Below are 22,641 nucleotides of genomic sequence, written 5' to 3' on the forward strand. Positions count from 1 at the left end.
AAGGGCCTCAGGCCGCGGCAGCCATTGCCGGATAGTCGGTCAGCCCGCGCGCACCGCCGCCGAACAGCGTCTCGCGCTCATGCAGGTTGAGAGGCGCGCCTTGCCGCAGGCGTTCGGGCAGGTCGGGGTTGGCGACGAATGGCCTGCCGAAGGCGATCATGTCGGCCCAGCCTTCGCGTAACGCTGTGCGCGCACGTTCGGCGGTGTATTTGCCGGCATAGATCAGCACGCCGGGAAAGGCCGCGCGCAGTTGCTGCTTGAACGCGGCCGGCATGTGCGGCGCATCGTCCCAGTCGGCCTCGGCGATGTGCAGGTAGCCGACGCCGATCTCGCCGAGCAGCTTCGCGGCGGCGGTGTAGGTGGTCTGCGGTTCCGCATCGACGCAGCCGTTCAGCGTGGTCAGCGGTGCCAGCCGGACACCCACGCGCCGACTGTCGCCAGTGCCCTCGATCAGCGCGCGCGTCACCTCGTCGAGAAAGCGCAGCCGGTTCGGCAGCGAGCCGCCGTAGGCGTCGGCGCGGTCATTGGCGCCGGAGTCGATGAACTGGTTGACCAGGTAGCCGTTGGCGGCATGCAGCTCGACGCCATCGAAACCGGCCGCCATCGCATTGCGTGCCGCCTGCCGGTACTGCCCGACGATTTCCCGGATCTCTTCCACGCTGAGCGGGCGCGGCTTCGATGCCTGGACGAACCCGGGCCGGCCGTCGTTGTCGGCGATAAAGACGTTGACGCCCTCGGCCTGCAGCGCCGACGACGAGACCGGCGACTGCCCGCCGAGCAGGCTGACGTGGCTCAGGCGGCCGACATGCCAGAGTTGCGCGAAGATGCGCCCGCCCGCGGCATGCACGGCCGCGGTGACCTTGCGCCAGCCGGCGATCTGTTCGTCGGTATGGATGCCGGGGGTCCACGCATAGCCTTTGCCCAGCGGCGAAATCCACGTGCCTTCGCTGACGATCAGGCCGGCGCCGGCGCGCTGCGCATAGTACTCGGCCATCAGTGCGTTCGGCACATCGCCGGGCTGGCTGGCGCGCGAACGCGTCATCGGCGGCATCACGATACGGTTGGGCAGGATCAGGCCGGCCAGCGGCAGCGGCTGGAACAAGGGATCGAAAACAGTTTCGTCAGTCATCATGGGGCTCCGTGGCCGGTGCCGCGGCGCCGCGGCACCGGCGGATTCAAGGGTTGGGTGCAGTCAGTCCCACGCCGGGGCCAGGCCCTCGGGACTCACTTCACGGCCGTTGCGCTCGAGCGCGGCGATCTTCAGCATGTCGTCGTCGTCCAGCCGCAGTTCGAGGGCCAGCAGGTTGCCGGCGAGGTTTTCCCGCTTCGTTGACGAGGGGATCACGGCGTAGCCGAGTTGCAGTGCCCAGGCCAGCACCACCTGCGCCGGGGTGGCGTCGTGCTTGCGTGCGATCCCGGCGATGACCGGGTCGTCCAGCACCTTGCCGTAGGCCAGCGTCATGTACGAGGTCACGGCGATGCCATGGTCCTTCAGGAACGCGGTCAGCTTGCGGTTCTGCAGGTAGGGGCTGAGTTCGATCTGGTTGGTGGCAATGGCGTCCTTGCCGACCGCGGCGATCGCCTGCCGCGTCAGGTCGATATTGAAGTTCGAGATGCCGATCCGGCGCGTCAGCCCAAGCGCCCTGGCCTCGGCCAGCGCTGCCATGTACTCGGCCAGCGCAATGCCGTTGCCCGGCGCCGGCCAATGGATCAGCGTCAGGTCGACATAGTCGGTGCGCAGCCTGGCCAGGCTGTCGCGCAGGCTGGGCACGAGCTTGTCGCCGGCGTGGTTGTCGACCCAGATCTTGGTGGTGACGAACAGTTCGCCGCGCGGCACGCCGCTGCCGGCGATCGCCTGGCCGATGTCCGCTTCATTGCCGTAGATCTGGGCGGTATCGATGGCGCGGTAGCCCAGCGCCAGCGCATTGCGGACCGAATCGATCACGGTCTGTCCGGTCAGGCGGAAGGTGCCGACGCCGAAGGAAGGGATGCTCATGGAATGACTCGCGGGTTCAGGGATGGAGCGCAGTGTGACGGCTTTACATTTGCCGAAAAAGCCGTGTATAAGCCAAATACATTTGATTTGAAATCAATAATGAAGACCACCCTAGATGAGATGCAGGCGTTCGTCGCGGTCGTCGACACCGGCTCGATCACGGCGGCCGCCGACCAGCTCGGGCTGACCATCTCCGCGGCCAGCCGTACCCTGGGCCGGCTGGAAGAAAAGCTGCAGACCACGCTGCTCAGGCGCACGACACGCCGGCTGGAACTGACCGAGGAAGGTGCCGCCTTCCTGGCGCAGGCCCGCGCGATCCTTGCCTCGGTGGACGCCGCCGAAGAGCAGATGGCGGCACGGCGGATGCGGCCCGTCGGCCGTTTGCGTGTCGATGCCGCCACGCCGTTCATGCTGCATGTGATCGTGCCGCTGGTGGAGGGCTTCCGTGCCCGCTATCCGCAGGTGGAGCTGGAGCTGAACTCGAACGAGGGCATCATCGACCTGATCGAAAAGCGCACCGATGTGGCGTTTCGCATCGGCGCGCTGAAGGACTCGACGCTGCATGCGCGCACGATCGGCAACAGCCGTGTGCGCGTGCTGGCCAGCCCGGCTTACCTCGAACGCCATGGCACGCCGGCAGCGCCGGGTGATCTCGCCGGGCATGCGCTGCTGGGCTTCACCCAGCCGGAATCGCTGAATGACTGGCCGCTGCACGACGAGAGCGGCGGCGCGGTGCATATCAAGCCGACAATCGCCTCGTCCAGCGGCGAAACCCTGCGCCAGCTGGCGCTGGCCGGGCTCGGCATCGTGTGCCTGTCGGATTTCATGACGCGCGACGACCGGCGCAGCGGGCGGCTGGTGCAACTGTTCGACGCGCAATCGGCGGATGTGCGCCAGCCGGTCAACGCGGTCTACTACCGCAATACGGCGCTCGCCGCGCGCATCACCTGCTTTGTCGACCATGTGGTCGACGCGCTTGGCAAGCGGCCGTTTGACGAACCGGGCAGGGCGGAATAGCCGTTCCGGGCGGTTCAGGTCCCGCCCAGCAGGTCGTGCGCATCGACGATCGCGTAGGCGATCTCCGGATGCTGTTCCATGCTGCGCCGGATCGCCGCGGGAATGGACTGGCGGATCTTGCGGCACAGGCCCGGCTGTTCCTGCACCTGGATATTGATGCCGCGCACGGTCTTCACGCCGCGCGCGCTGGGCGTGATGGTCAGCACGATGTTCAGCTGGGACTGCATCAGGCCCTCCATGCGGCGCAGTTCGGCCAGGCTGGTCAGGTTCTCGAGCCGTTCGACCAGGCGCTTTTCCTCGGCGCGGGTGAGCCGCAGCACGCGCAGGTCGGCGTGGGGATCACTCAACAGCGCTTCGCGCCCGCAGATGCAGGCGCCTGGCGGGCACTCCGTGCGAAGGGGAAACGGCGCGTTCATGGGGGCGCGGCGGTGGCTCCGCCGGATTCCGGGGCGATGGCCGGATATGTTAAATCAGCTTGCCGGTCCGCGGCGCCCGCACCGTTATGTTGCCCGCAGATGCTGTAACAGACGCCGGCGCTGGCTGCAAAAGCGCGGGGAGAGACTCTGCAGCAAATGCCAATCCGCTCTATGCTCGCTGTGCTGCGCGGCAGGTTGCCAGAACAGCCTGCCGACCATCGACGTCCACTACAACCGCGACAAGACAAGCCACACCACACCAGGAGACCTCATGGCACTCTCGATGTACGACGTATCGATCCCGCCGTTTATCCGCGCCCTCGGCAACCTTGCCGCGATCCTCGACAAGGGTGCCGCGCATGCGCAGGCGCAGGGCATGGATCCGGCCGACCTGATCCAGACGCGGTTGATCGCCGACATGGATCCGCTCTCGGCGCAGGTCCAGCGCGCCAGCGACGCTGCCAAGGGGGCCGCGGCACGGCTGGCGGGAGTCGAGGTGCCGTCGTTCGCCGACACCGAAACCTCCTTTGCCGAGCTGCAGGACCGGATCGCGCGCACCATCGTATTCCTGGAGCAGATCACGCCGGCACAGCTCGAGGGCAGCGAAACGCGCGTGATCGAACTGAAATTGCGGCAGGGGCCGGTGACGTTCGACGGCAAGTCGTACCTGCTGGGGTTTGCGCTGCCCAACTTCTATTTCCACGTGACCACGGGCTACGACATCCTGCGCCACAAGGGCGTGCAGATCGGCAAGCGCGATTATCTCGGCCTCAAATAAGTGCCGCCGGCGGGCGACGCACGGGTCACCCGGCTCCTCAGGCCACCTCACGACCCCTCGCGCCTGCCCTTAGCGAAAACCCTAGGCCCTCTGGTATACTTATTTATTGTCCGAGCCGTGTCCGGAACGGCCGGACGCAGCCTGCGACAGGCCGCAGGGCGGATTCTCCGGCAGTGCCCGGACCCCGGCACCGGAAATCCGGTGCTTCCCGCCCGCGCTGCCATCGATTGCTACGATCGTCCGCCGCCTTGGGCGGCATCGGTCCCGCCGATCGATCCGCCCTGACTGGCCCCTGGCCGAGCCCAACCATACCAAGACACCCGGCCAGCCCGAAGGCTGCCGATAATCCGCTGCCGTTAATCCGTTTACGGTCCCAGAGAGACCCCACGCATGACTTACGCCGTCAAGGAAATCTTCTATACGCTGCAGGGCGAGGGCGCCAACGCCGGCCGCGCCGCGGTGTTCTGCCGCTTCGCCGGCTGCAACCTGTGGAGTGGCCGTGAAGAGGATCGCGCCAGCGCGGTATGCCAGTTCTGCGACACGGATTTCGTCGGCACCGACGGCACCCGCGGCGGCAAGTACCGTAGCGCCGTGGAACTGGCCGCGGTGGTCGCCTCGGAATGGCCACAGGGCGCGGGCGGCAAGCCGCTGGTCGTGTGCACCGGGGGCGAGCCGCTGCTGCAGATCGACGCGCCGCTGATCGATGCGCTGCATGCGCAGGGCTTCGAGATCGCCATCGAGACCAACGGCACCATCGCCGTGCCGCCCGGTATCGACTGGGTTTGCGTGAGTCCCAAGATGGGTTCCGAGCTGGTGGTCAGGCGCGGCGACGAGCTCAAGGTCGTGATCCCGCAGGCGGGCCAGGACTTTGCCGCATACGAGCAGCTTGATTTCGAGCATTTCCTGGTGCAGCCCATGGACGGCCCGCTGCAGCGCGAGAATACGGCCGCCGCGGTGGACTTCTGCCAGCGCCATCCGCGCTGGCGGCTGTCGCTGCAGACCCACAAGCTGCTGGGCATCCGCTGAGCGCGGGTTCCGGGGTTTTGCCCAACCCGGGGCAAACGTACACAATAGAGGCTGCGGGCGCACGCGCGGCGCCCGTCCAACGCAGGCGGCCTTGACCACGAAAAGGGCGCCGCTACACATGAGCAAACAAGTTTCCATTACCCGCCGGCTGGAGTTCGACTCCGGCCACCGCATCCCGAACCACTGCGGCCAGTGCCGCAATATCCACGGCCACCGCTACCGGCTCGACCTGACGCTGTCGGGCGAGGTGCTGCATCGCGAAGGTGCCTCGGATGACGGCATGATCCTGGACTTCGGCGATATCAAGGCGCTCGCCAACGAGCACCTGGTCAACAAGTGGGACCACGCCTTCCTGATCTATCGCGGCGACACCGCGCTGCTGAACTTCCTGCAATCGATGGAAGGGCACAAGACCGTGGTGCTTGATGCCATCCCCACCGTCGAGAACCTGGCCCAGGTCGCCTTCGACATCCTGGCGCCGGTGTTCAAGGACTGTTTCGGCCACCAGCTGCAGCTGACGAAGCTGGTGCTGTTCGAAACCCCCAATTGCTGGGCCGAAGTCAGCTCCCCGGCGGTGCGGCCGGCGCAAGACTGAGCCAGGCGATGCCAGAGACGCCGCCGCTGCCGCTGCGCGCCCCGCGCGCGCTGCCGGACGATCCGGCCGAGGCCGCCGCGCGCGATGCGCACTACATGCGCGCCGCGCTGGAAGAATCGCGCCTGGCCGAGGCCGCCGGCGAAGTCCCGGTCGGCGCGGTGGTGGTCTGGAACGACACCATCATCGCGCGCGGCCACAACCTGCCGATCCGCGCGGTCGACCCTTCCGCGCATGCCGAGATGCAGGCACTGCGCGCCGCCGCGCAGGTGATCGGCAACTACCGCATGCCCGAGTGCGAGCTGTACGTGACGCTTGAACCGTGTGCCATGTGCAGTGGCGCGATCCTGCACGCGCGGCTGCGCCACGTGGTGTTCGGCGCCACCGATCCCAAGACCGGTGCCGCGGGCAGCGTGCTCAACCTGTTCGAGCACGCGCAGCTCAACCACCAGACCACCATCGCCGGCGGCGTGCTGGCCGACACCTGCGGGCAGATGCTGAAGGATTTCTTCGGCGCCAGGCGCCGCGCGCAGAAGGCCGCCCGTAGCGAGGCCGCCAACAGCGAGGCCGGAAATGGCGCGGGCTGCGCCTGTCCGAACCATCCCGAACCGAAAACACAGAACAAAGCCAACGACGCATGAGTACGCCGAACAGCAGGCCGCCGCATACCGAAGTCCGACTGATCGCCTCGTCCGGCTATCCGCACGACGTCGCCGTTGCCGCGCGCGGCGTTGCCTGGCTCAAGCAGCACGGCTACCACACCACCAATCCCGACGTGCTGGCCCGGCGCTACCTGCGTTTCGGCGGCACCGACGCGGAGCGGCTGGCCGACCTGCACGCCATCGGCACCGGCGCGCCGCATGAGCTGACGCTGGCGGTGCGCGGCGGCTACGGCATCGCCCGGCTGCTGGCGCAGGTGGACTTCGCGCGCATCGCCGGGCAGGCGCGCGCCAGCGCCACGCCCATCGTCGGGCACAGCGATTTCACCGCGTTCCAGCTGGCGTACCTCGCGGCCACCGGCGGCGTGACGTTCGCCGGGCCGATGCTGCTGGCGGATTTCGGCGTCGACAGCGTCGATCCCTACATGTGGGAGCACTTCGAAGGCATCCTGCGCGACCCGGCCTACCGGGTCGACGTGGCGGCGCCGCAGGCGGGTGGGCAGCCGTTCAGCGGCGAAGTGTCCGGCACGCTGTGGGGCGGCAACCTGGCGATGCTGTGCAGCCTGCTCGGCACGCCCTTCATGCCGCGGGTCGAGGGCGGGGTGCTGTTCCTGGAGGACATCAACGAGCCGCCGTACCGGGTCGAACGCATGCTGGTCCAGTTGCAGCAGGCCGGCGTGCTCGGCAACCAGCGCGCCATCGTGCTGGGCGACTTCTCCAACTATCGCGTCACCGACTACGACAACGGCTACGACATGGACGCCGTGGTGGCCTACCTGCGCGACCAGCTGCCGGTGCCGGTGCTGACCGGCCTGCCGTTCGGCCATTGCGCGCGCAAGCTGACGCTGCCGGTGGGCGCGCAGGTGCGGCTGGCCGCACGTGCCGACGGGTTCTCGATGGCGTTTTCCGGCTATCCGGTGCTGCCGCCGCTGGCCTGAGCGCAGCGCGCGAAGCGCGGCCGCCACATGCATGGCCGCCATGCGGCCATCCATCACCATCAGTGCGGCCATCCGGGTGCAAGGAATGCATCCGGATGGTAGAATATGCGGTTATTTCCTGACTTCCTGCCGGGTTCTCGCAAGAACCGGGCGCGGCCCGTGCCGCATCGCCAGCCATGGCTCCGGAATGCCCCGGGCGGCGCGATGCCTGCCAGCAGGGCCGGCCCCTGAACGGCATGGGGTGCACCCCGGTGCAACAATCTGCGCAACGCGGCCAGTGCCGCGGCGCCACATTCTCCAGACAAGGTTCCAGACGTGCTTTCTACCGCAAACATCACCATGCAGTTCGGCCCCAAGCCGTTGTTCGAGAATATCTCGGTCAAGTTCGGCGAGGGCAACCGCTACGGCCTGATCGGCGCGAACGGCTGCGGCAAGTCCACCTTCATGAAGATCCTGGGTGGCGACCTCGAATCGTCCGCTGGCAACGTCATGCTGGAGCCGGGCATCCGCCTGGGCAAGCTGCGCCAGGACCAGTTCGCCTATGAAGACATGCGCGTGCTGGACGTGGTGATGATGGGCCACACTGAAATGTGGGCCGCCGCGCAGGAGCGCGACGCCATCTACGCCAACCCGGAAGCGACCGACGAAGACTACATGAAGGCCGCCGAGCTGGAGGCCAAGTACGCCGAATACGACGGCTACACCGCCGAGGCGCGCGCCGGCGAACTGCTGCTGGGCGTGGGCATCCCCACCGCGCAGCACCAGGGCCCGATGAGCGACGTCGCGCCGGGCTGGAAGCTGCGCGTGCTGCTGGCGCAGGCACTGTTCTCGAACCCGGACGTGCTGCTGCTGGACGAGCCGACCAACAACCTGGACATCAACACGATCCGCTGGCTGGAGACCGTGCTCAACGAGCGCAACTCCACCATGATCATCATCTCCCACGATCGCCACTTCCTGAACTCGGTCTGCACCCATATGGCCGACATGGACTACGGCACGCTCAAGGTCTACCCGGGCAACTACGACGACTACATGGAAGCGTCGATGCAGGCCCGCGAGCGCCAGATGGCCGCCAACGCGCGCGCCAAGGAGCGCATCAGCGAACTGCAGGACTTCGTGCGCCGTTTCTCGGCCAACAAGTCCAAGGCACGCCAGGCCACCTCGCGCGCCAAGCAGATCGAGAAGATCAAGGTCGAGGACATCAAGCCGTCGTCGCGCCAGAACCCGTTCATCCGCTTCGAGTTCGAGAAGAAGCTGCACAACCTGGCGGTCGAGGTGGAAGGCGTCACCAAGAGCTACGAGCGCAAGATCGTCAATAACCTGTCGATGGCCATCCAGGCCGGCGAGCGCGTGGCAATCATCGGCGAGAACGGCGCGGGCAAGACCACGCTGCTGCGCAGCCTGCTGAACGGTGCGGTGCAGACCGGCGTGCAGCGCGGCGTCGAAGTGGACCGCGGCGAGATCAAGTGGGCGGAAAACGCCAACGTGGGCTACATGCCGCAGGACACCTACGAGGAATTCCCCGCGGACCGCGACGTGATGGACTGGATGAGCCAGTGGACGCAGGCCGGCGATGATGAAACATCGCTGCGCGGCACGCTGGGCCGCCTGCTGTTCTCGGCCGACGATATCAAGAAGAACGTCAAGGTGCTGTCCGGCGGCGAGAAGGGCCGCATGATCTGGGGCAAGCTGATGCTGGGCCGCCATAACGTGCTGGCGCTGGACGAGCCGACCAACCACATGGACATGGAGTCGATCGAGTCGATGCAGATCGCGCTGGACAAGTTCCAGGGCACGCTGATCTTCGTCTCGCACGACCGCGAGTTCGTCAGCGGCCTGGCCACGCGCGTGATCGAAGTGCGCACCGACGGTACGCTGACCGATTACCTGGGTACGTATGACGAGTACCTGCAGTCGCAGGGGATCGACGGCTGAGCTTGCCTCATGCCCATGGAAAAGGCCGCCTTCCGAGGCGGCCTTTTTGTTGTCTGGTGCACCGGTGGCCGCTCATCCGGCTGCCGCAGGCAGGTCTTGTGCGATGGTGTCCAGTTCACGCAGGATCGCGTGCGCCGTGATTTCGCCCTTGGCCTTGAGCAGCGCCGCGTGCAGCGGCTCGCGCAGGATCAGCAGCGCAGGCAGGTCCTGCGCCTTTTCCACCTTGACTTGCAGCATATAGCCGCGCAGGCCCAGATGCTGGCCGATGACTTCGGTATAGAAGTGGTAGAGGCGCTGGAATGCGTCGATCTCGGCGGCAGAGTGCGCCGGCCGGGTCGGGTCAGGCGTTGCCGCGGACCCGGCTGCCGGCGCGTGCCGCATGGCGTACACCGAAAACATATTGGTATCGGCCGCGGCGTTCGCAGTACGTGCGGGGACCTCCGGAGCGGCAGCCGCGAGCGCCGGTGCCGACTCCTGCACGGGCTCGACCAGCCCCTGGGCGGCCAGCATGTCCATGGCATCGGGCCCGACGCCCATGCCTGCCACCTGCGCCAGCAGGTCTTGCCCGCGGCGTTCGCCGTTGACCATCAACAGCAGCGCGCGCAGCTTGTGATCCAGCTTGCGCGCGCGCGTCCTGATCTCGTCTTGTCCCGCATCCGTCTTGCGGTAGATCGGATCGACCATGTGTCTCGCTCCCTTTTTATGCCGGCCGTCCGTGCGAGCATCCCGTATTGCGGGCGCGGCCGATTATCGCCATTTGATAAGGAGCGGCCGGCGCGGGGGCTGCCGGGGCTGGAAACATAGTCTCCAAACCGCTCTACAATGTGCGTGCACCATAAAAGTAACAAAAAATTGCGGGTTGCCCCTCCGTCAAACTCTGCACCAACCGAGAACTGTGGCCATGCAACAACGAGACAAACTGTTTATCAACGGCAAGTGGGTCGCGCCCCACGGTACCGGCACCATCGACGTCATCCATTCCAGCACCGAAGCGGTGATGGGGACCATTCCCGAAGGCTCGCCGCGCGACGCGGAAGACGCCATCCAGGCCGCCCGCGCTGCCTTTGACGGCTGGGCGGCGACGCCCGCGTCGGTACGCGCCGGCTATATCGCCAAGGTCGCCGAAGGACTGAAGGCGCGCAGCGAAGAACTGGCCCAGATCATTGCCGGCGAAGTCGGCATGCCGATCAAGCTGGCGCGCGCGATCCAGGTGGGCGGCCCGGTCTACAACTGGGGCCAGGCCGCGAAGCTGCTCGATACCTTCCCCTTCGAGGAAGAAGTCGGCAATTCGCTGGTGGTGCGCGAGCCGGTGGGCGTGGTGGCGGCGATCACGCCGTGGAACTTCCCGCTCAACCAGATCACGCTGAAGGTCGCGCCGGCGCTGGCCGCTGGCTGCACGGTGGTGCTCAAGCCGTCGGAAGTGGCGCCGCTGAACGCCTTTGTGCTGGCCGAGGTGATCGAGGCCGCGGGCCTGCCGCCGGGGGTGTTCAACCTGGTCACGGGGTTCGGCCCGGTGGTGGGCGAGGTGCTGGCGAGCCATCCGGAGGTCGACATGGTGTCGTTCACCGGTTCGACCCGGGCCGGCAAGCGCGTGTCCGAACTGGCGTCGCAGACGGTCAAGCGCGTGGCGCTGGAGCTGGGAGGCAAGTCTGCGTCGGTGGTGCTGGACGATGCTGACCTGCCGGCTGCGGTCAAGGGCACGATCAGCGCCTGCTTCCTCAATTCGGGCCAGACCTGCTCGGCGCATACCCGCATGCTGGTGCCGCGTGCCCGCTACGACGAAGTGAAGGCGATCGCGCAGAAGGTGGTGGCCGGCTTTACCGTGGGCGATCCGCTGCAGGAAACCACCCGGCTCGGACCGCTGATCTCCGCCGTGCAGAAAGAGCGTGTCACCGGCTATATCCGCCGCGGACTGGAAGAGGGCGCGGAACTGGTGGCCGGCGGCCCCGAGGCGCCGGAAGGGCTGGACCAGGGCTTCTTCGTCAGGCCGACCGTGCTCGGCAATGTCGAGCCGCGCGCCACCGTGGCGCAGGAGGAGATCTTCGGGCCGGTGCTGTCGATCATCTGCTATGACACCGAGGACGACGCGGTGCGTATCGCCAATGACAGCATCTACGGGCTGGGCGGCGGCGTCTGGTCCGGCGATGAGGCGCGCGCGATCCGCGTGGCGCGGCGCATCCGCACCGGCCAGGTCGACATCAACGGCGGGCCGTTCAACATGGCGGCGCCGTTCGGCGGCTACAAGCAGTCCGGCAACGGGCGCGAAGCCGGCAAATACGGGCTGGAGGAATTCCTCGAATACAAGGCCCTGCAGTTGAGGAAGCCGGCCTGAGGCCTGCGCGACATGGGAAAATGCCCGGCTGGTCCGGGCATTTTTTGCATCGCCGCCGAAGAGCGGCGGCCGTCGCCGGGACCATGCAACGACAACGACAAGGGGGAGCAACGATGCGCTGGTTCGGTCGTCTGGCCAGGCTTGTGGGATGGCTGCTGGTGCTGGCGGTAGCCGGCACGGCGGGGATTTTCGTCTGGTATCGCCAGGCCGCGCAGCCGCCCGCATCCGGCACTGTCGCGCTGCCTGGCTTGCGTGGGCAGGTCACCATCGTGCGCGATGGCAACGGCGTGCCGCAGATCCGTGCCGCCAGCAAGGCCGACGCCTGGTTCGCGCTGGGCTATGTCCACGCGCAGGACCGGCTGTGGCAGATGCAGATGAACAAGCGCGTGGTGGCCGGCCGGCTTGCCGAGATCCTCGGCCCGTCCGCGCTCGATACCGACAGGTTCCTGCGCACGCTGGGCGTGCGGCGCAACGCCGAAGCGATCCTCGCGCAGGCCTCGCCGCAGACGCGGGCCGCCCTGCAGGCATACGCCGACGGCGTCAATGCGTGGATCGATCACCGGCAGGGACCGCTGCCGCCTGAATTCCTGCTGCTGCGCACGCAGCCGGAGCACTGGGAGCCGGCCGATACGCTGGGCTGGCAGACCATGATGGCCTGGGACCTGGGCGGCAACTGGAACCAGGAAACGCTGCGCATGCGCCTGGCGCAGGTGCTGCCGGTGGCGCGCATCAGCGAGCTGCTGGCGCCGTACCCGGGCGAGCAGCCGGTGCGCACCATGGACTACGGGCACCTGTACAAGCAACTGGCGCCGCTGGCCAATGCCATGGCCAGCGTCAGCGACAAGGCGCCGCCGGGCTATGTCGAGGGCATGGGCTCGAACAACTGGGTGGTCTCCGGCGCGCACACGCAATCGGGCAAGCCGATGCTGGCAAACGACCCGCACCTGGGTTTGCAGGCGCCGGCGCTGTGGTATTTCGCCCGCATGACGGCCCCGGGCCTCGACGTGGCGGGCGCCACGCTGCCCGGCATTCCGGTGGTGGTGCTCGGGCACAACGACCGCATCGCATGGGGCCTGACCAATACCGCGCCGGATGTGCAGGACCTGTTTATCGAACGGCTGCGGCCCGGCAGCGAAACCCAGTACCAGACGCCGGACGGCTGGGCTACCTTCGAGACCCGCACCGAGACCATCCGCGTCAAGGGCGCGCCCGACGTGACGCTGAAGATCCGCAGCACGCGCCACGGGCCGGTGGTCTCGGACGTGGCCGAGCCGCTGACCGCCGCGGCCGGGCCGCTTGGCGCGCAATACGTGGTCGCGTTCCAGTGGACCGCGCTGCGTCCGGACGACCGCACCTTCCAGGCCGGCTTGATGATGAACGAGGCGCGCGACTGGGCCAGCTTTACCGCCGCGCTGCGCGACTTCCATTCTCCGCAGCAGAACATCGTCTACGCCGATGTCGACGGCAATATCGGCTTCTTCGCGCCGGGCCGGGTGCCGCTGCGCCGCGCCGACAACGACCTGAAGGGCCTGGCGCCCGCGCCGGGCTGGGATGCGCGCTATGACTGGGCCGGCTTTATCCCGTTCGAGGGCCTGCCGCAGCGCTACAACCCGGCGCAAGGCGTGATCGTGACTGCCAACCAGCGCATCGTGCCGCCGGACTACCCCTACTTCATCACCAGCGAATGGACGGTGCCGTACCGCCATGACCGCATCCAGGCGTTGCTGGCGGCCACGCCCAGACATACCTTCGACACCTTCGCCGCGATCCAGAAAGACGTGCTGTCGCTGGCCGTGCGCGACGCCTTGCCGCTGCTGCTGGCCGCACCGGTCAGCCACGACGGCGCACGGCCGCAGCGCGAGCGCGCGCTGCTCGATGCGCTGCGCAAGTGGGACGGCACCATGGACGCCGATCGCGCCGAGCCGCTGGTGGTCACCGCCTGGCTGCGCGAACTGTCGCGGCGGCTGTTCGAGGAAAAGGTCGGCGAGGCGATCTTTGTCCGGCTGTGGGACCAGCGCAACGTGCAACAGCCGATGCTGAATATCCTGCGCGACCCCGGCAAGCTCGGCGCGTTCTGGTGCGACCGTCCGCATACGGGCCCGGCGGAAAGCTGCAACGACGCGATTGCCGATGCCTGGACCCAGGCGATGGCCGACCTGTCGCGCCGCTATGGCGAGGACCCGAATCGCTGGCGCTGGGGCGAAGCGCATGCGGCCCGCTCCGAGCACAAGCCGTTCGGCAAGGTCGCGTACCTGTCGCCGCTGTTCAACCTGCGCGTGCCGACCGGCGGCGACACGTATACGGTCAACGTCGGCCGCCACAACCTGCGCGACGAGAAGGCGCCGTTCGAGAACACCCATGCCGCCAGCGTGCGGGCGCTGTACGACCTGGCCGACCTGCCGGCATCGCGCTTCATGGATTCGACCGGGCAGTCCGGCAACGCGTTGCTGCCGCGCTATCGCGACTGGACCGGCAAATGGGCGGCGGTCGAGTACGTGACCATGCCCCTGGCACCCGCGCAGGCCGACGCCATGACCCTGGTCCCGGCTGCGACAAATTAGCGCACCATGGCGGCATGCCGTGCCGGGATGCCGCCCCGATAGGCGATATCCCGCCGTGGTTTTCTCGCGGCGTGGCCATTGGCGCTACCCATTGGCGCTACCATGAGGGCCCTTTTCGATCGGCAGGAGCCGCCCATGGCCACGCGCACCACCCATGTCATCCAGCACCTCGCATTCGAGCACGCGGGCGTGATCGGCAATGCGCTGCGCGCGCGCGGCCATGCTCTGCGGGCATTCCAGGCGGGCGTCGACGACCTGAGCCCCATCGTCGATGACCCGGCCGACCTGCTGCTGATCCTGGGCGGCCCGATCGGCGTCTACGAGACCGATGCCTATCCATGGCTGGAAGGCGAGATCGCGCTGATCGGCCAGCGACTGGCCGCCGGCGGCAAGATGATTGGGGTTTGCCTGGGCGCGCAGCTGATCGCCCGTGCCGCGGGCGCGCGCGTGTATCCCGGCACGCGCGAGATCGGCTGGGCGCCGATCGTGCCGACGCCGGCCGGACGGGATTCGGCGCTTGGCGAACTGCACGCAGCCAACTGGGAAGTGCTGCACTGGCATGGCGATACCTTCGACCTGCCGGCCGGCGCCGAACTGCTGGCGTCCACCGCCGCGGTGACGAACCAGGCGTATGCCATCGGCAACCAGGTGCTGGCGCTGCAATTCCATCCCGAAGTGATGCCGGGAGACATCGAGGCCTGGCTGGTCGGCCATACCGTGGAACTCGGCAAGGCCGGCATCGACCCCCGCACCATCCGTGCACGCACGGCGGAAGTCGGCGCCAGTGTGGCAGCGGCAGGCGAGCGCATGTTTGCCCGCTGGCTGGAGCAGGCGGGGTTATGAGCAATGCTGCATTGCCGGTGCCGCTCGTGCGCGCCGTTGTCGACGCGGTGCTTGTCGGCGCAGTGCGGCCGTTCGGGCCCAGGGGCGTGCCCAGCGGCATCGCCAAGTACGCCGCCAGCGGGCGTGTGCGCATCGCCTCGCTCGGGCTGGAGGGCGACCAGCAGGGCGATCCGCGCCATCATGGCGGCCCGGAAAAGGCGCTTCACCATTATCCGCGCGACCACTATCCCGGCTGGCGTGCCGAACTGGCGGAACAGGGCGCGGCCGGCATTGATGTGCTCGATGCTCCCGGTGCGTTCGGCGAGAACCTGAGCACGCAAGGTCTGACCGAGACCGATGTCTGCATCGGCGACCGTTTCCGGCTCGGCACGGCGCTGGTCGAGGTTTCCCAGGCTCGCCAGCCGTGCTTCAAGCTCAATCACCGCTTTGGCTATCCTGGCATGTCGCGGGCGGTGCAGCGGAGCCTGCGCACCGGGTGGTACTACCGCGTCCTGGAAGAAGGTGAATTAAGCGCGGGCGATACGCTGGCGCTGGTGGCCCGCCCGTACCCGCAATGGCCGCTGCAGCGGCTGCTGCACGTGCTGTATGTCGGCAGGCTCGACTATGCCGCGCTCGGCGACATGGCCGGGCTGGATCCGCTGGCGGAAAGCTGGCGCAAGCTCGCGCGGCAGCGCCTGGAGCGGCGCGAGGTCGAAGACATGGAGCGGCGCCTGGCGGGCGGCTGAGTCGCCGGTCGGGAAGGGCTGGTATCAGCCCTGCCGGAAGCGGCGGGCCGTGCCCTCGCGCGTGATGCGCTCCCACACCACCTGCTTTTCCTCGTCGCTGAAGAACACCCAGTTGCTGACCTCGGCCGCGGTGCGCCCGCAGCCCTGGCAGATTTCATCGAAAAGCGTGGAGCAGATGCCGACGCAGGGGCTGTCCGGGCGCTCGGACAGCGTGGAATCCGTGTTGCCGGTGTCCGGTTCGGGGCGGAGCGGGGCGGATTCGAAAGACTGCGGCATGGTGGCGGGAGCGGGATTGGGCTGAAACGGGGGGACATTATACGGGGTCCGGGTGGTGGCCCGCCGGGCACGGGCGGAGCGCAAGCCAACTACGTCGCACGTAATTGAGCCTGGCCAACGCAGCCACTACCCTCCATCCATGCCCGCAAGGACCACACCCTGGAGCCGCTCCATGCCGCAAGCCATTGCCACTCTCGCCCCCTCGCGCCGCGAGGCTGCCGTCGACCCGCGCATGCGCGCGATGATCGACAACATCCTGCTGGGCTCGCCGGTCGCGCGGGCGCTGGGCGTGCGGCTGGCGAGTCTCGCCCCCGAGCATGTCGAACTGGAAATGCCGTTCCTGCCGACCAATGTGACCCATGGCAGCATCGTGCACGGTGGGGTAATCGCCACGCTGATCGATATTGCCGGCGCCGCGGCGGCAGCGTCCGGCGCCAGCGCCGACGAAGTGAAGGGCGGGGCGACCAGTTCGCTGTCGATCCAGTACCTTGCGCCGGCGCAGGGGGCGGCATTGCGCGCCGTGGCGGCAGTGGTGCGGCGTGGGCGGCGGCAGGTGGCCACCGAGGTGTCCGTCTACGCCGAGGCTGCCGATGAGGGCGTGCTGGTGGCAAAGGCGTTGATGAGCAGCGCGATGTATTGAGCTAAAAGGGCCAGCGCAGGATGCTGGTATGTACTCAAAAACGCAATTAACCGCCAGAACGAATCCCACCACCTATGCGCGCCAGCTAGCACTGGCGCGAACGCACTGCCAGAAACGAGGCTGCCCGCCTTGCGGGCGTCCAGGCGATCGATGACGCTGGATATGCGTTGTCGCGGGAATCCAGCGTCACCAGGTTTGCTCAGGCGGCGGCGCGCAGGCTGATCTTCGGAAAATCCACCGGCACGGCGAAGGCGACGTTCACATAGTTCGTGAACAGGTTCAGCGCCACGTGCGCGAGGATTTCGACGATCTGTTCATCGTTGAAGCCGGCTTCGCGAAGTTGCGCGACATCGGCGTCCGTGACCTGGCCGCGGTCGTTGACCAGCTTGAGCGCAAACGACAGCGCGGCGGCGGTCTGCGGGTCCTGTGCGCGTCCGGCCTGCGCTTCGGACATTTCCTGAGCGGTCGCGCCGGCCTTGCGGCCAAGTGCAGTGTGGGCTGCCAGGCAGTACTCGCACCGGTTGCGGTCAGCGACGGCCACGGCGATCTTTTCGCTGAGCGCGGCGCCCAGGACGCCGCTGCCCAGCGCGCCAAATGCGCCCCACATGCTGCGCAGCGCAGCGGGGGAATTGGCAACGGCGCGGAACATGTTGGGGGTGGCGCCAAAGGCACCGTGGATTTCGCTCAGGACAGCCCTGGCATCGCCGGACGCGGTGGCGGCGGTGACAAGAGGAACGCGGGACATGATGGACTCCTTGGTACTGGTTTAAGGGAACAGGCGTTGCGATCGCCCTGGAACCCAGTATGGTCGGCCATCGCGTACTATGAGATACGCAACGTCCTCCATTCTTACCAATTCGTCCACGCAGCCATGAATGCATCCGTCGACCGCCTGTCCGCCCTGCTGGAACGCTTTCGCGCCCGCGCCCACCTGTTTCATCAGGGGCCACTGTGTGGACTGACGCAATTCGCGGCGCAGCCCGGCCGCGGCTTCCTGCACGTGCTGCGGCGGGGCGACCTGGAATTGCTGCATCCGCCCGGCGCAGGGCTGCCGCCGACAATGCGCTTCGAGGAACCGACGCTGCTGTTCTATCCGCGCCCCATTCACCACATGTTTCACAACCCGCCAGTGGAAGGATCGGATTTCACCTGCGCGGCGCTGGATTTCGACGGTGGCGCGCGTAATCCGGTGGTGCGCGCATTACCGCCACTGATCGCGCTGCCGATGGCGCGTGTGGCCGGGCTGGAACAGGCCCTGGCGCTGCTGTTCGCCGAGGCCGAGCAGGTGCGCTGCGGACACCGGTTGCTGGCGGACCGTCTCTTTGAAGTCGTGCTGATCCAGCTGCTGCGCTGGCTGATCGACCATCACCACGAGGCCGGCATCCAGGCCGGGCTGATCGCCGGATTGTCTGACCCACGCCTGGCGCGCGCGCTGGTGGCGTTGCACGAGGATCCCGGCGCGGCGTGGGACCTGCCGCGCATGGCGGAGCGGGCGGGCATGTCGCGCAGCGCGTTTGCCGCTGCGTTCCGGCGCATCGTGGGCCAGCCGCCGGCTGACTACCTGACCGACTGGCGGCTGTCGCTGGCACAGGCGCAGCTAAGGCTGGGCCGACCGGTGAAATCCGTGGCGGTGGAACTGGGCTATGCCAATGCGTCGGCGCTGTCGCGCGCATTCTCGGCGCGGCTGGGAGAGTCGCCGCGGCAATGGCTTGAGCGGGAGGACGCAGGGAGCGCAGTCTTGCTCCCCGCTCCCGCAAGTGGGGGAGAGGCTGGAGGAACGGGCGGGCGCGTCTAGCATCCACGCGGCCACGCCCGCGCCGCCATCAGTACTTCCAGAAAACCTGCTGCAGCGCCTTCGGGTCGTTGGTCTTGGTCAGCGCCAGCGCCATCAGGATGCGCGCCTTCTGCGGCAGCTGGTCATCGGTGACGATCCAGTCGTACTTGTCGTCCGGCTGCTCCGCATTGCGGATCACCACGCCGCTGCCGGTGCGCGAGGCGCGCACGATCTGCACGCCCTTGGCGCGCGCTGCCTTGAGCGGCTCGACCATGTAGTCGCCGACGCTGCCGTTGCCGGTGGCGGCGTAGACGATGGCCTTAGCGCCGTTCTTCACGGCGGCATCGATGCTGGCCGGGTTGACGTTGCCGTAGGCGTAGACCACGGCCACTTCAGGCAGCTTGTCGATCTTGTCGATATCCCACTCGGTCTGCACGGTGTGCGGGCGCGCCGGCAGGCGGTAGTACAGCGAGCGGCCTTCCACCACGTAGCCCAGCGGGCCGAACGGCGAGCGGAAGGTCTCGGTCTTGAAGGTATTGCTCTTGGTGACGTCGCGGCCGGTGTGGATCTCGTCGTTCAGCACCACCAGCGTGCCCTTGCCCTTGGATGCCGGATTGGAGGCCACCAGCACCGCGTCATACAGGTTGAGCGCGCCGTCCGCGCCCAGCGCCGTGCCAGGGCGCATCGAGCCGACCACCACCACCGGCTTGTCGCTCTTGAGCGTCAGGTTGAGGAAGTACGCGGTTTCCTCGATGGTGTCGGTGCCGTGGGTGATGACAATGCCGTCGACGTCCGGCTGCTTGAGCAGTTCCGACACGCGCTTGGCCAGCTTCAGCAGGCGTTCGTTGTTGAAGCTCTCCGAACCGATCTGGAAGATCTGCTCGCCCTTGACGTTGGCGACCTTCGAGATTTCCGGGACCGAGGCGATGATCTTGTCGACCGGCACCACGGCGGACTGGTAGGCGGCGGTGTTGATGGCCGACGCGCCGGCGCCGGCAATGGTGCCGCCGGTACCGATGATGACGATGTTCGCCTTGCGGGCTTCGGCCGGGGCCGTGGCAGCGGCAGTGGAGGCAGTGGCGGGCTGGGCTGGCTGGGCGGCCGGTGCCAGTTGCGCACTGGCGGTGCCGGTAATCAGGCTGGCCGACAGCAGGGCGGCAGCCAGCGTGGTGGCGCGGGCAAAAGGTTTCATGATTCTCCTCGGTATATATACGAACGTGTAGGCGCGTATAGGAACGGCAGCGGTAACGGCAGCACATGCCTTATGGGCACAGCGGTGCCATCCGCATTCAGTCTTCGTCCGCCTGCCGCGGCCTGGGCCCAGGTGGCGGTCGGGCAGGGCTGAGACTATACGTTAGGAGAATCTTCAGGGGTTATGCCGATTCGGCATGAAAATCCGCAGGCGATAATCTAAATCGCATACATATCGAGGTAGTCGCTCACGGCGATCGCCTCCAGGCGAGCCTGGTCCAGCGATACCGCCAGGATCGCCTGCTGCTGTTTCGGCGGGAAACGCCGCGCCAGGTTAGTGCGGAACTTCTCCACCAGCAGCGGGATGCCTTCGGCGCGCCGGCGCTTGTGCCCGAGGGGATATTCGACCAGCACTTCGTCCAGCACGGTGCCGTCGTTCAGCGTGACGGTCAGTGCATTGGCGATCGAGCGCTTGTCCGGGTCGTGGTAGTCGTGCGTCAGCGCGGGGTCTTCCAGGCAGGCGATCCTGCCGCGCAGCGCGTCGATGCGCGGATCGGCCGCAACGTCATCCTCATAGTCCGCGGCGGTCAGGCGGCCGAACAGCAATGGCACCGCCACCATGTACTGGATGCAATGGTCGCGGTCGGCAGGGTTGCTGAGCGGGCCCTGCTTGTCGATGATGCGCAGGCAGGCCTCATGGGTACGGATGGTGATGGCTGCAATATCCGCCGCCGATCGCCCGGCGCGCGCGAGCGCGCCATGCAGCTGCATGGCCGCTTCCACCGCCGTCTGTGCATGGAACTCCGCGGGGAACGAGATCTTGAACAGCACGTTCTCCATCACGTACGAGCCGTAGGGCCGCTGGAACCTGAACGGCTGGCCCTTGAACAGCACGTCATAGAAGCCCCAGGCCTTTGCCGTCAGCGCCGACGGATAGCCCATTTCGCCGGTGCGCGCGATCAGCGCCAGACGCACTGCGCGGCTTGTGGCATCGCCCGCGGCCCAGCTCTTGCGGCTGCCGGTGTTCGGCGCATGGCGATAGGTACGCAGGCTCTGGCCATCGACCCAGGCCAGCGAGACCGCATTGATGATCTCGTCGCGCGTCAGCCCCAGCATCTGCGCGACCACGGCAGTGGAGGCCACCTTGACCAGCACCACGTGGTCCAGGCCCACTTTGTTGAACGAATTTTCCAGTGCGATGCAGCCCTGGATCTCATGCGCCTTGATCATGGCCGTGAGCACGGCCTTCATCGTCAGCGGCTTGCGGCCGGCGGCCAGGTTATTGCGCGAGATCCAGTCGGCGGTGGCCAGGATGCCGCCGAGGTTGTCGGACGGATGCCCCCATTCGGCCGCCAGCCAGGTGTCGTTGAAATCCAGCCAGCGGATCATCGTGCCGATATTGAACGCGGCCTGGACCGGGTCGAGCTGGAACTGGGTGCCCGGTACGCGCGCGCCGTTGGGCACGATCGTGCCGGGGACAATGGGGCCGAGCAGCTTGGTGCAGGCCGGGTAGGACAGGGCTTCGAGCCCGCAACCGAGGGTGTCGATCAGGCAGTTGCGGGCGGTATCGTAGGCGAGGCCGCTCTTGATCTCGTAGCGGGTGACATAGTCGACGATGTCGACCAGCACCTGGTCCGGATCGGGGCGTTGCGCGGACGGCGTGTCGGTAGACATGATCGGCCTCGCGGAAGGGGGCTCAGCTCAGAATGCGTCGCCCGGCACGCGCACCCAGCCTTCCATCAGCACGCGCGCGCTGCGGCTCATGATGGCCTTCCGGACCGCCCATTCGCCATCGACCTGCTGCGCCTCGGCGCCCACGCGCAGCGTGCCGGACGGATGCCCGAAACGCACGGCGTTGCGTTCGCCGCCGCCGGCGGCCAGGTTGACCAGCGTGCCGGGGATGGCCGCCGCGGTGCCGATGGCAACGGCTGCCGTGCCCATCATCGCGTGGTGCAGCTTGCCCATGGAGAGCGCGCGCACCAGCAGGTCCACGTCGGCTGCGGCCACCTTCTTGCCGCTCGATGCAACGTAGTCAACCGGCTTTGCGACGAAGGCAACCTTGGGCGTGTGCTGGCGCTTGGCGGCCTCGTCCACGTCCTTGATCAGTCCCATGCGCAGCGCGCCATAGGCGCGGATGGTCTCGAACATCGCCAGCGCCCTGGTGTCGCTGTTGATGGCGTCCTGCAGCTCGGTGCCGGTATAGCCGATGCTCTCCGCGTTGACGAAGATGGTCGGGATGCCGGCGTTGATCATGGTCGCCTTGAGCGTACCGACGCCGGGCACTTCCAGGTCGTCGACCACATTGCCGGTCGGGAACATCGCGCCGCCGGCACCTTCTTCCTCGGCGGCCGGATCCATGAACTCGAGCTGCACTTCGGCGGCGGGGAAGGTCACGCCGTCGAGCTCGAAGTCACCGGTTTCCTGTACTTCGCCGTTGGTGACGGGCACGTGGCCGATGATGGTCTTGCCGATATTGGCCTGCCAGATGCGCACGGTGGCGACGCCGTTCTGCGGCACGCGGCCCGGATCGACCAGGCCGGCGCTGATGGCGAACGGGCCGACCGCGGCGGACAGGTTGCCGCAATTGCCGCTCCAGTCGACGAAGGACTGGTCGATCGAGACCTGGCCGAACAGGTAATCGACGTCGTGGTCCGGACGCGTGCTCTTCGACACGATCACGGTCTTGCTGGTGCTCGACGTGGCACCGCCCATGCCGTCGATCTGCTTGCCGTACGGGTCGGGGCTGCCGATCACGCGCATCAGCAGCGCATCGCGCGCCGGGCCGGGCGACTGCGCGCGCTCGGGCAGGTCCTGCAGGCGGAAGAACACGCCCTTGCTGGTGCCGCCACGGATGTAGGTGGCGGGAATCTTGATCTGGGGTACGTGGGCCATGAGAATGAATGTCGTGGTTAGGTATGCGAAGGAAGCCGATCGTAGCC

The 22,641-nt window shown here is 67.3% G+C and carries 22 protein-coding genes; 13 read left to right on the forward strand and 9 right to left on the reverse strand.

The window, feature by feature from the left end:
- Positions 1–7: 7 nt before the first annotated feature.
- Positions 8–1,129, reverse strand: a complete 1,122-nt coding sequence (locus VSR71_RS18865) for an alkene reductase (RefSeq protein ID WP_428979427.1) — start codon at positions 1,127–1,129, stop codon at positions 8–10.
- Between the two features lie 63 nt (positions 1,130–1,192).
- A complete protein-coding gene (gene dkgB / locus VSR71_RS18870; RefSeq protein WP_342915369.1) occupies positions 1,193–1,996 on the reverse strand; it encodes a 2,5-didehydrogluconate reductase DkgB in 804 nt (267 codons plus the stop codon).
- A 99-nt stretch (positions 1,997–2,095) separates the two neighbouring features.
- Between dkgB and VSR71_RS18875 the strand changes: the two genes are divergently transcribed.
- Positions 2,096–3,013 carry a LysR family transcriptional regulator gene (locus tag VSR71_RS18875; protein ID WP_342915370.1) on the forward strand — a complete coding sequence of 306 codons (918 nt, stop codon included), beginning with the start codon at positions 2,096–2,098 and terminating at the stop codon, positions 3,011–3,013.
- Between the two features lie 14 nt (positions 3,014–3,027).
- Here the strand turns inward: VSR71_RS18875 and VSR71_RS18880 are convergent, their stop codons facing one another.
- Complete coding sequence (locus VSR71_RS18880) at positions 3,028–3,429, reverse strand: hypothetical protein (RefSeq protein WP_209754241.1); 402 nt, start codon at positions 3,427–3,429, stop codon at positions 3,028–3,030.
- A 271-nt stretch (positions 3,430–3,700) separates the two neighbouring features.
- Here VSR71_RS18880 and VSR71_RS18885 point away from each other — a divergent pair, with 271 nt between their 5' ends.
- The 6 genes from VSR71_RS18885 to VSR71_RS18910 all read left to right on the forward strand — a co-directional run bounded on the left by VSR71_RS18885 (position 3,701) and on the right by VSR71_RS18910 (position 9,360).
- The gene (locus VSR71_RS18885) at positions 3,701–4,207 is read left to right on the forward strand and encodes a DUF1993 domain-containing protein (protein WP_342915371.1); all 507 of its coding nucleotides are present in this window, start codon (positions 3,701–3,703) and stop codon (positions 4,205–4,207) included.
- A gap of 390 nt (positions 4,208–4,597) precedes the next feature.
- Entirely contained in the window at positions 4,598–5,233 is a 636-nt protein-coding gene (gene queE / locus VSR71_RS18890; protein WP_342915372.1) for a 7-carboxy-7-deazaguanine synthase, read from the forward strand.
- A 118-nt stretch (positions 5,234–5,351) separates the two neighbouring features.
- Positions 5,352–5,828 (forward strand): 6-carboxytetrahydropterin synthase, encoded by a 477-nt coding sequence (locus VSR71_RS18895; RefSeq protein ID WP_342915373.1) that lies wholly within the window; start codon positions 5,352–5,354, stop codon positions 5,826–5,828.
- 8 nt (positions 5,829–5,836) lie between these two features.
- Positions 5,837–6,466 (forward strand): tRNA adenosine(34) deaminase TadA, encoded by a 630-nt coding sequence (gene tadA / locus VSR71_RS18900; RefSeq protein WP_342915374.1) that lies wholly within the window; start codon positions 5,837–5,839, stop codon positions 6,464–6,466.
- Positions 6,463–7,422, forward strand: a complete 960-nt coding sequence (ldcA, locus tag VSR71_RS18905) for a muramoyltetrapeptide carboxypeptidase (protein ID WP_342915375.1) — start codon at positions 6,463–6,465, stop codon at positions 7,420–7,422. The genes tadA and ldcA overlap by 4 nt, the downstream gene beginning before the upstream one ends.
- A gap of 315 nt (positions 7,423–7,737) precedes the next feature.
- Positions 7,738–9,360, forward strand: coding sequence for an ABC-F family ATPase (locus VSR71_RS18910; RefSeq protein WP_342915376.1), 1,623 nt, complete (start codon positions 7,738–7,740; stop codon positions 9,358–9,360).
- Positions 9,361–9,432: 72 nt separating this feature from the next.
- Here VSR71_RS18910 and VSR71_RS18915 read toward each other — a convergent pair whose 3' ends face one another.
- Positions 9,433–10,044: a hypothetical protein gene (locus tag VSR71_RS18915; RefSeq protein ID WP_342915377.1), complete on the reverse strand. Its 612-nt coding sequence runs from the start codon at positions 10,042–10,044 to the stop codon at positions 9,433–9,435.
- 217 nt (positions 10,045–10,261) lie between these two features.
- Here VSR71_RS18915 and VSR71_RS18920 point away from each other — a divergent pair, with 217 nt between their 5' ends.
- The 4 genes from VSR71_RS18920 to VSR71_RS18935 all read left to right on the forward strand — a co-directional run bounded on the left by VSR71_RS18920 (position 10,262) and on the right by VSR71_RS18935 (position 15,821).
- Positions 10,262–11,692: an aldehyde dehydrogenase family protein gene (locus tag VSR71_RS18920; protein WP_342915378.1), complete on the forward strand. Its 1,431-nt coding sequence runs from the start codon at positions 10,262–10,264 to the stop codon at positions 11,690–11,692.
- A gap of 113 nt (positions 11,693–11,805) precedes the next feature.
- The gene (locus tag VSR71_RS18925) at positions 11,806–14,253 is read left to right on the forward strand and encodes a penicillin acylase family protein (protein ID WP_342915379.1); all 2,448 of its coding nucleotides are present in this window, start codon (positions 11,806–11,808) and stop codon (positions 14,251–14,253) included.
- A 135-nt stretch (positions 14,254–14,388) separates the two neighbouring features.
- Entirely contained in the window at positions 14,389–15,096 is a 708-nt protein-coding gene (locus VSR71_RS18930) for a glutamine amidotransferase (protein ID WP_342915380.1), read from the forward strand.
- On the forward strand, positions 15,093–15,821 hold the full coding sequence (locus VSR71_RS18935; protein ID WP_342915381.1) for an MOSC domain-containing protein: 729 nt from the start codon (positions 15,093–15,095) through the stop codon (positions 15,819–15,821). Before VSR71_RS18930 ends, VSR71_RS18935 begins: the two co-directional genes overlap by 4 nt.
- Before the next feature lie 24 nt (positions 15,822–15,845).
- On the opposite strand, the gene VSR71_RS18940 is transcribed toward VSR71_RS18935, so the two are convergent.
- Complete coding sequence (locus VSR71_RS18940) at positions 15,846–16,097, reverse strand: DUF1289 domain-containing protein (RefSeq protein WP_342915382.1); 252 nt, start codon at positions 16,095–16,097, stop codon at positions 15,846–15,848.
- 172 nt (positions 16,098–16,269) lie between these two features.
- On the opposite strand from VSR71_RS18940, the gene VSR71_RS18945 reads away from it, so the two are divergent.
- The gene (locus VSR71_RS18945) at positions 16,270–16,737 is read left to right on the forward strand and encodes a PaaI family thioesterase (RefSeq protein WP_342915383.1); all 468 of its coding nucleotides are present in this window, start codon (positions 16,270–16,272) and stop codon (positions 16,735–16,737) included.
- Between the two features lie 199 nt (positions 16,738–16,936).
- Here the strand turns inward: VSR71_RS18945 and VSR71_RS18950 are convergent, their stop codons facing one another.
- On the reverse strand, positions 16,937–17,482 hold the full coding sequence (locus VSR71_RS18950; RefSeq protein ID WP_342915384.1) for a peroxidase-related enzyme: 546 nt from the start codon (positions 17,480–17,482) through the stop codon (positions 16,937–16,939).
- 126 nt (positions 17,483–17,608) lie between these two features.
- On the opposite strand from VSR71_RS18950, the gene VSR71_RS18955 reads away from it, so the two are divergent.
- Positions 17,609–18,532, forward strand: a complete 924-nt coding sequence (locus VSR71_RS18955; RefSeq protein WP_342915385.1) for an AraC family transcriptional regulator — start codon at positions 17,609–17,611, stop codon at positions 18,530–18,532.
- A 28-nt stretch (positions 18,533–18,560) separates the two neighbouring features.
- Here VSR71_RS18955 and VSR71_RS18960 read toward each other — a convergent pair whose 3' ends face one another.
- The 3 genes from VSR71_RS18960 to prpF form a co-directional block, all read right to left on the reverse strand.
- Positions 18,561–19,703 (reverse strand): asparaginase, encoded by a 1,143-nt coding sequence (locus tag VSR71_RS18960; protein ID WP_342915386.1) that lies wholly within the window; start codon positions 19,701–19,703, stop codon positions 18,561–18,563.
- A 218-nt stretch (positions 19,704–19,921) separates the two neighbouring features.
- Entirely contained in the window at positions 19,922–21,376 is a 1,455-nt protein-coding gene (locus VSR71_RS18965; RefSeq protein ID WP_342915387.1) for a bifunctional 2-methylcitrate dehydratase/aconitate hydratase, read from the reverse strand.
- A gap of 27 nt (positions 21,377–21,403) precedes the next feature.
- Positions 21,404–22,594 (reverse strand): 2-methylaconitate cis-trans isomerase PrpF, encoded by a 1,191-nt coding sequence (gene prpF / locus VSR71_RS18970; protein ID WP_342915388.1) that lies wholly within the window; start codon positions 22,592–22,594, stop codon positions 21,404–21,406.
- Positions 22,595–22,641 lie beyond the last annotated feature (47 nt).

The sequence above is a fragment of the Cupriavidus oxalaticus genome, assembly GCF_038900635.1.
GTDB lineage: Bacteria > Pseudomonadota > Gammaproteobacteria > Burkholderiales > Burkholderiaceae > Cupriavidus > Cupriavidus oxalaticus_B.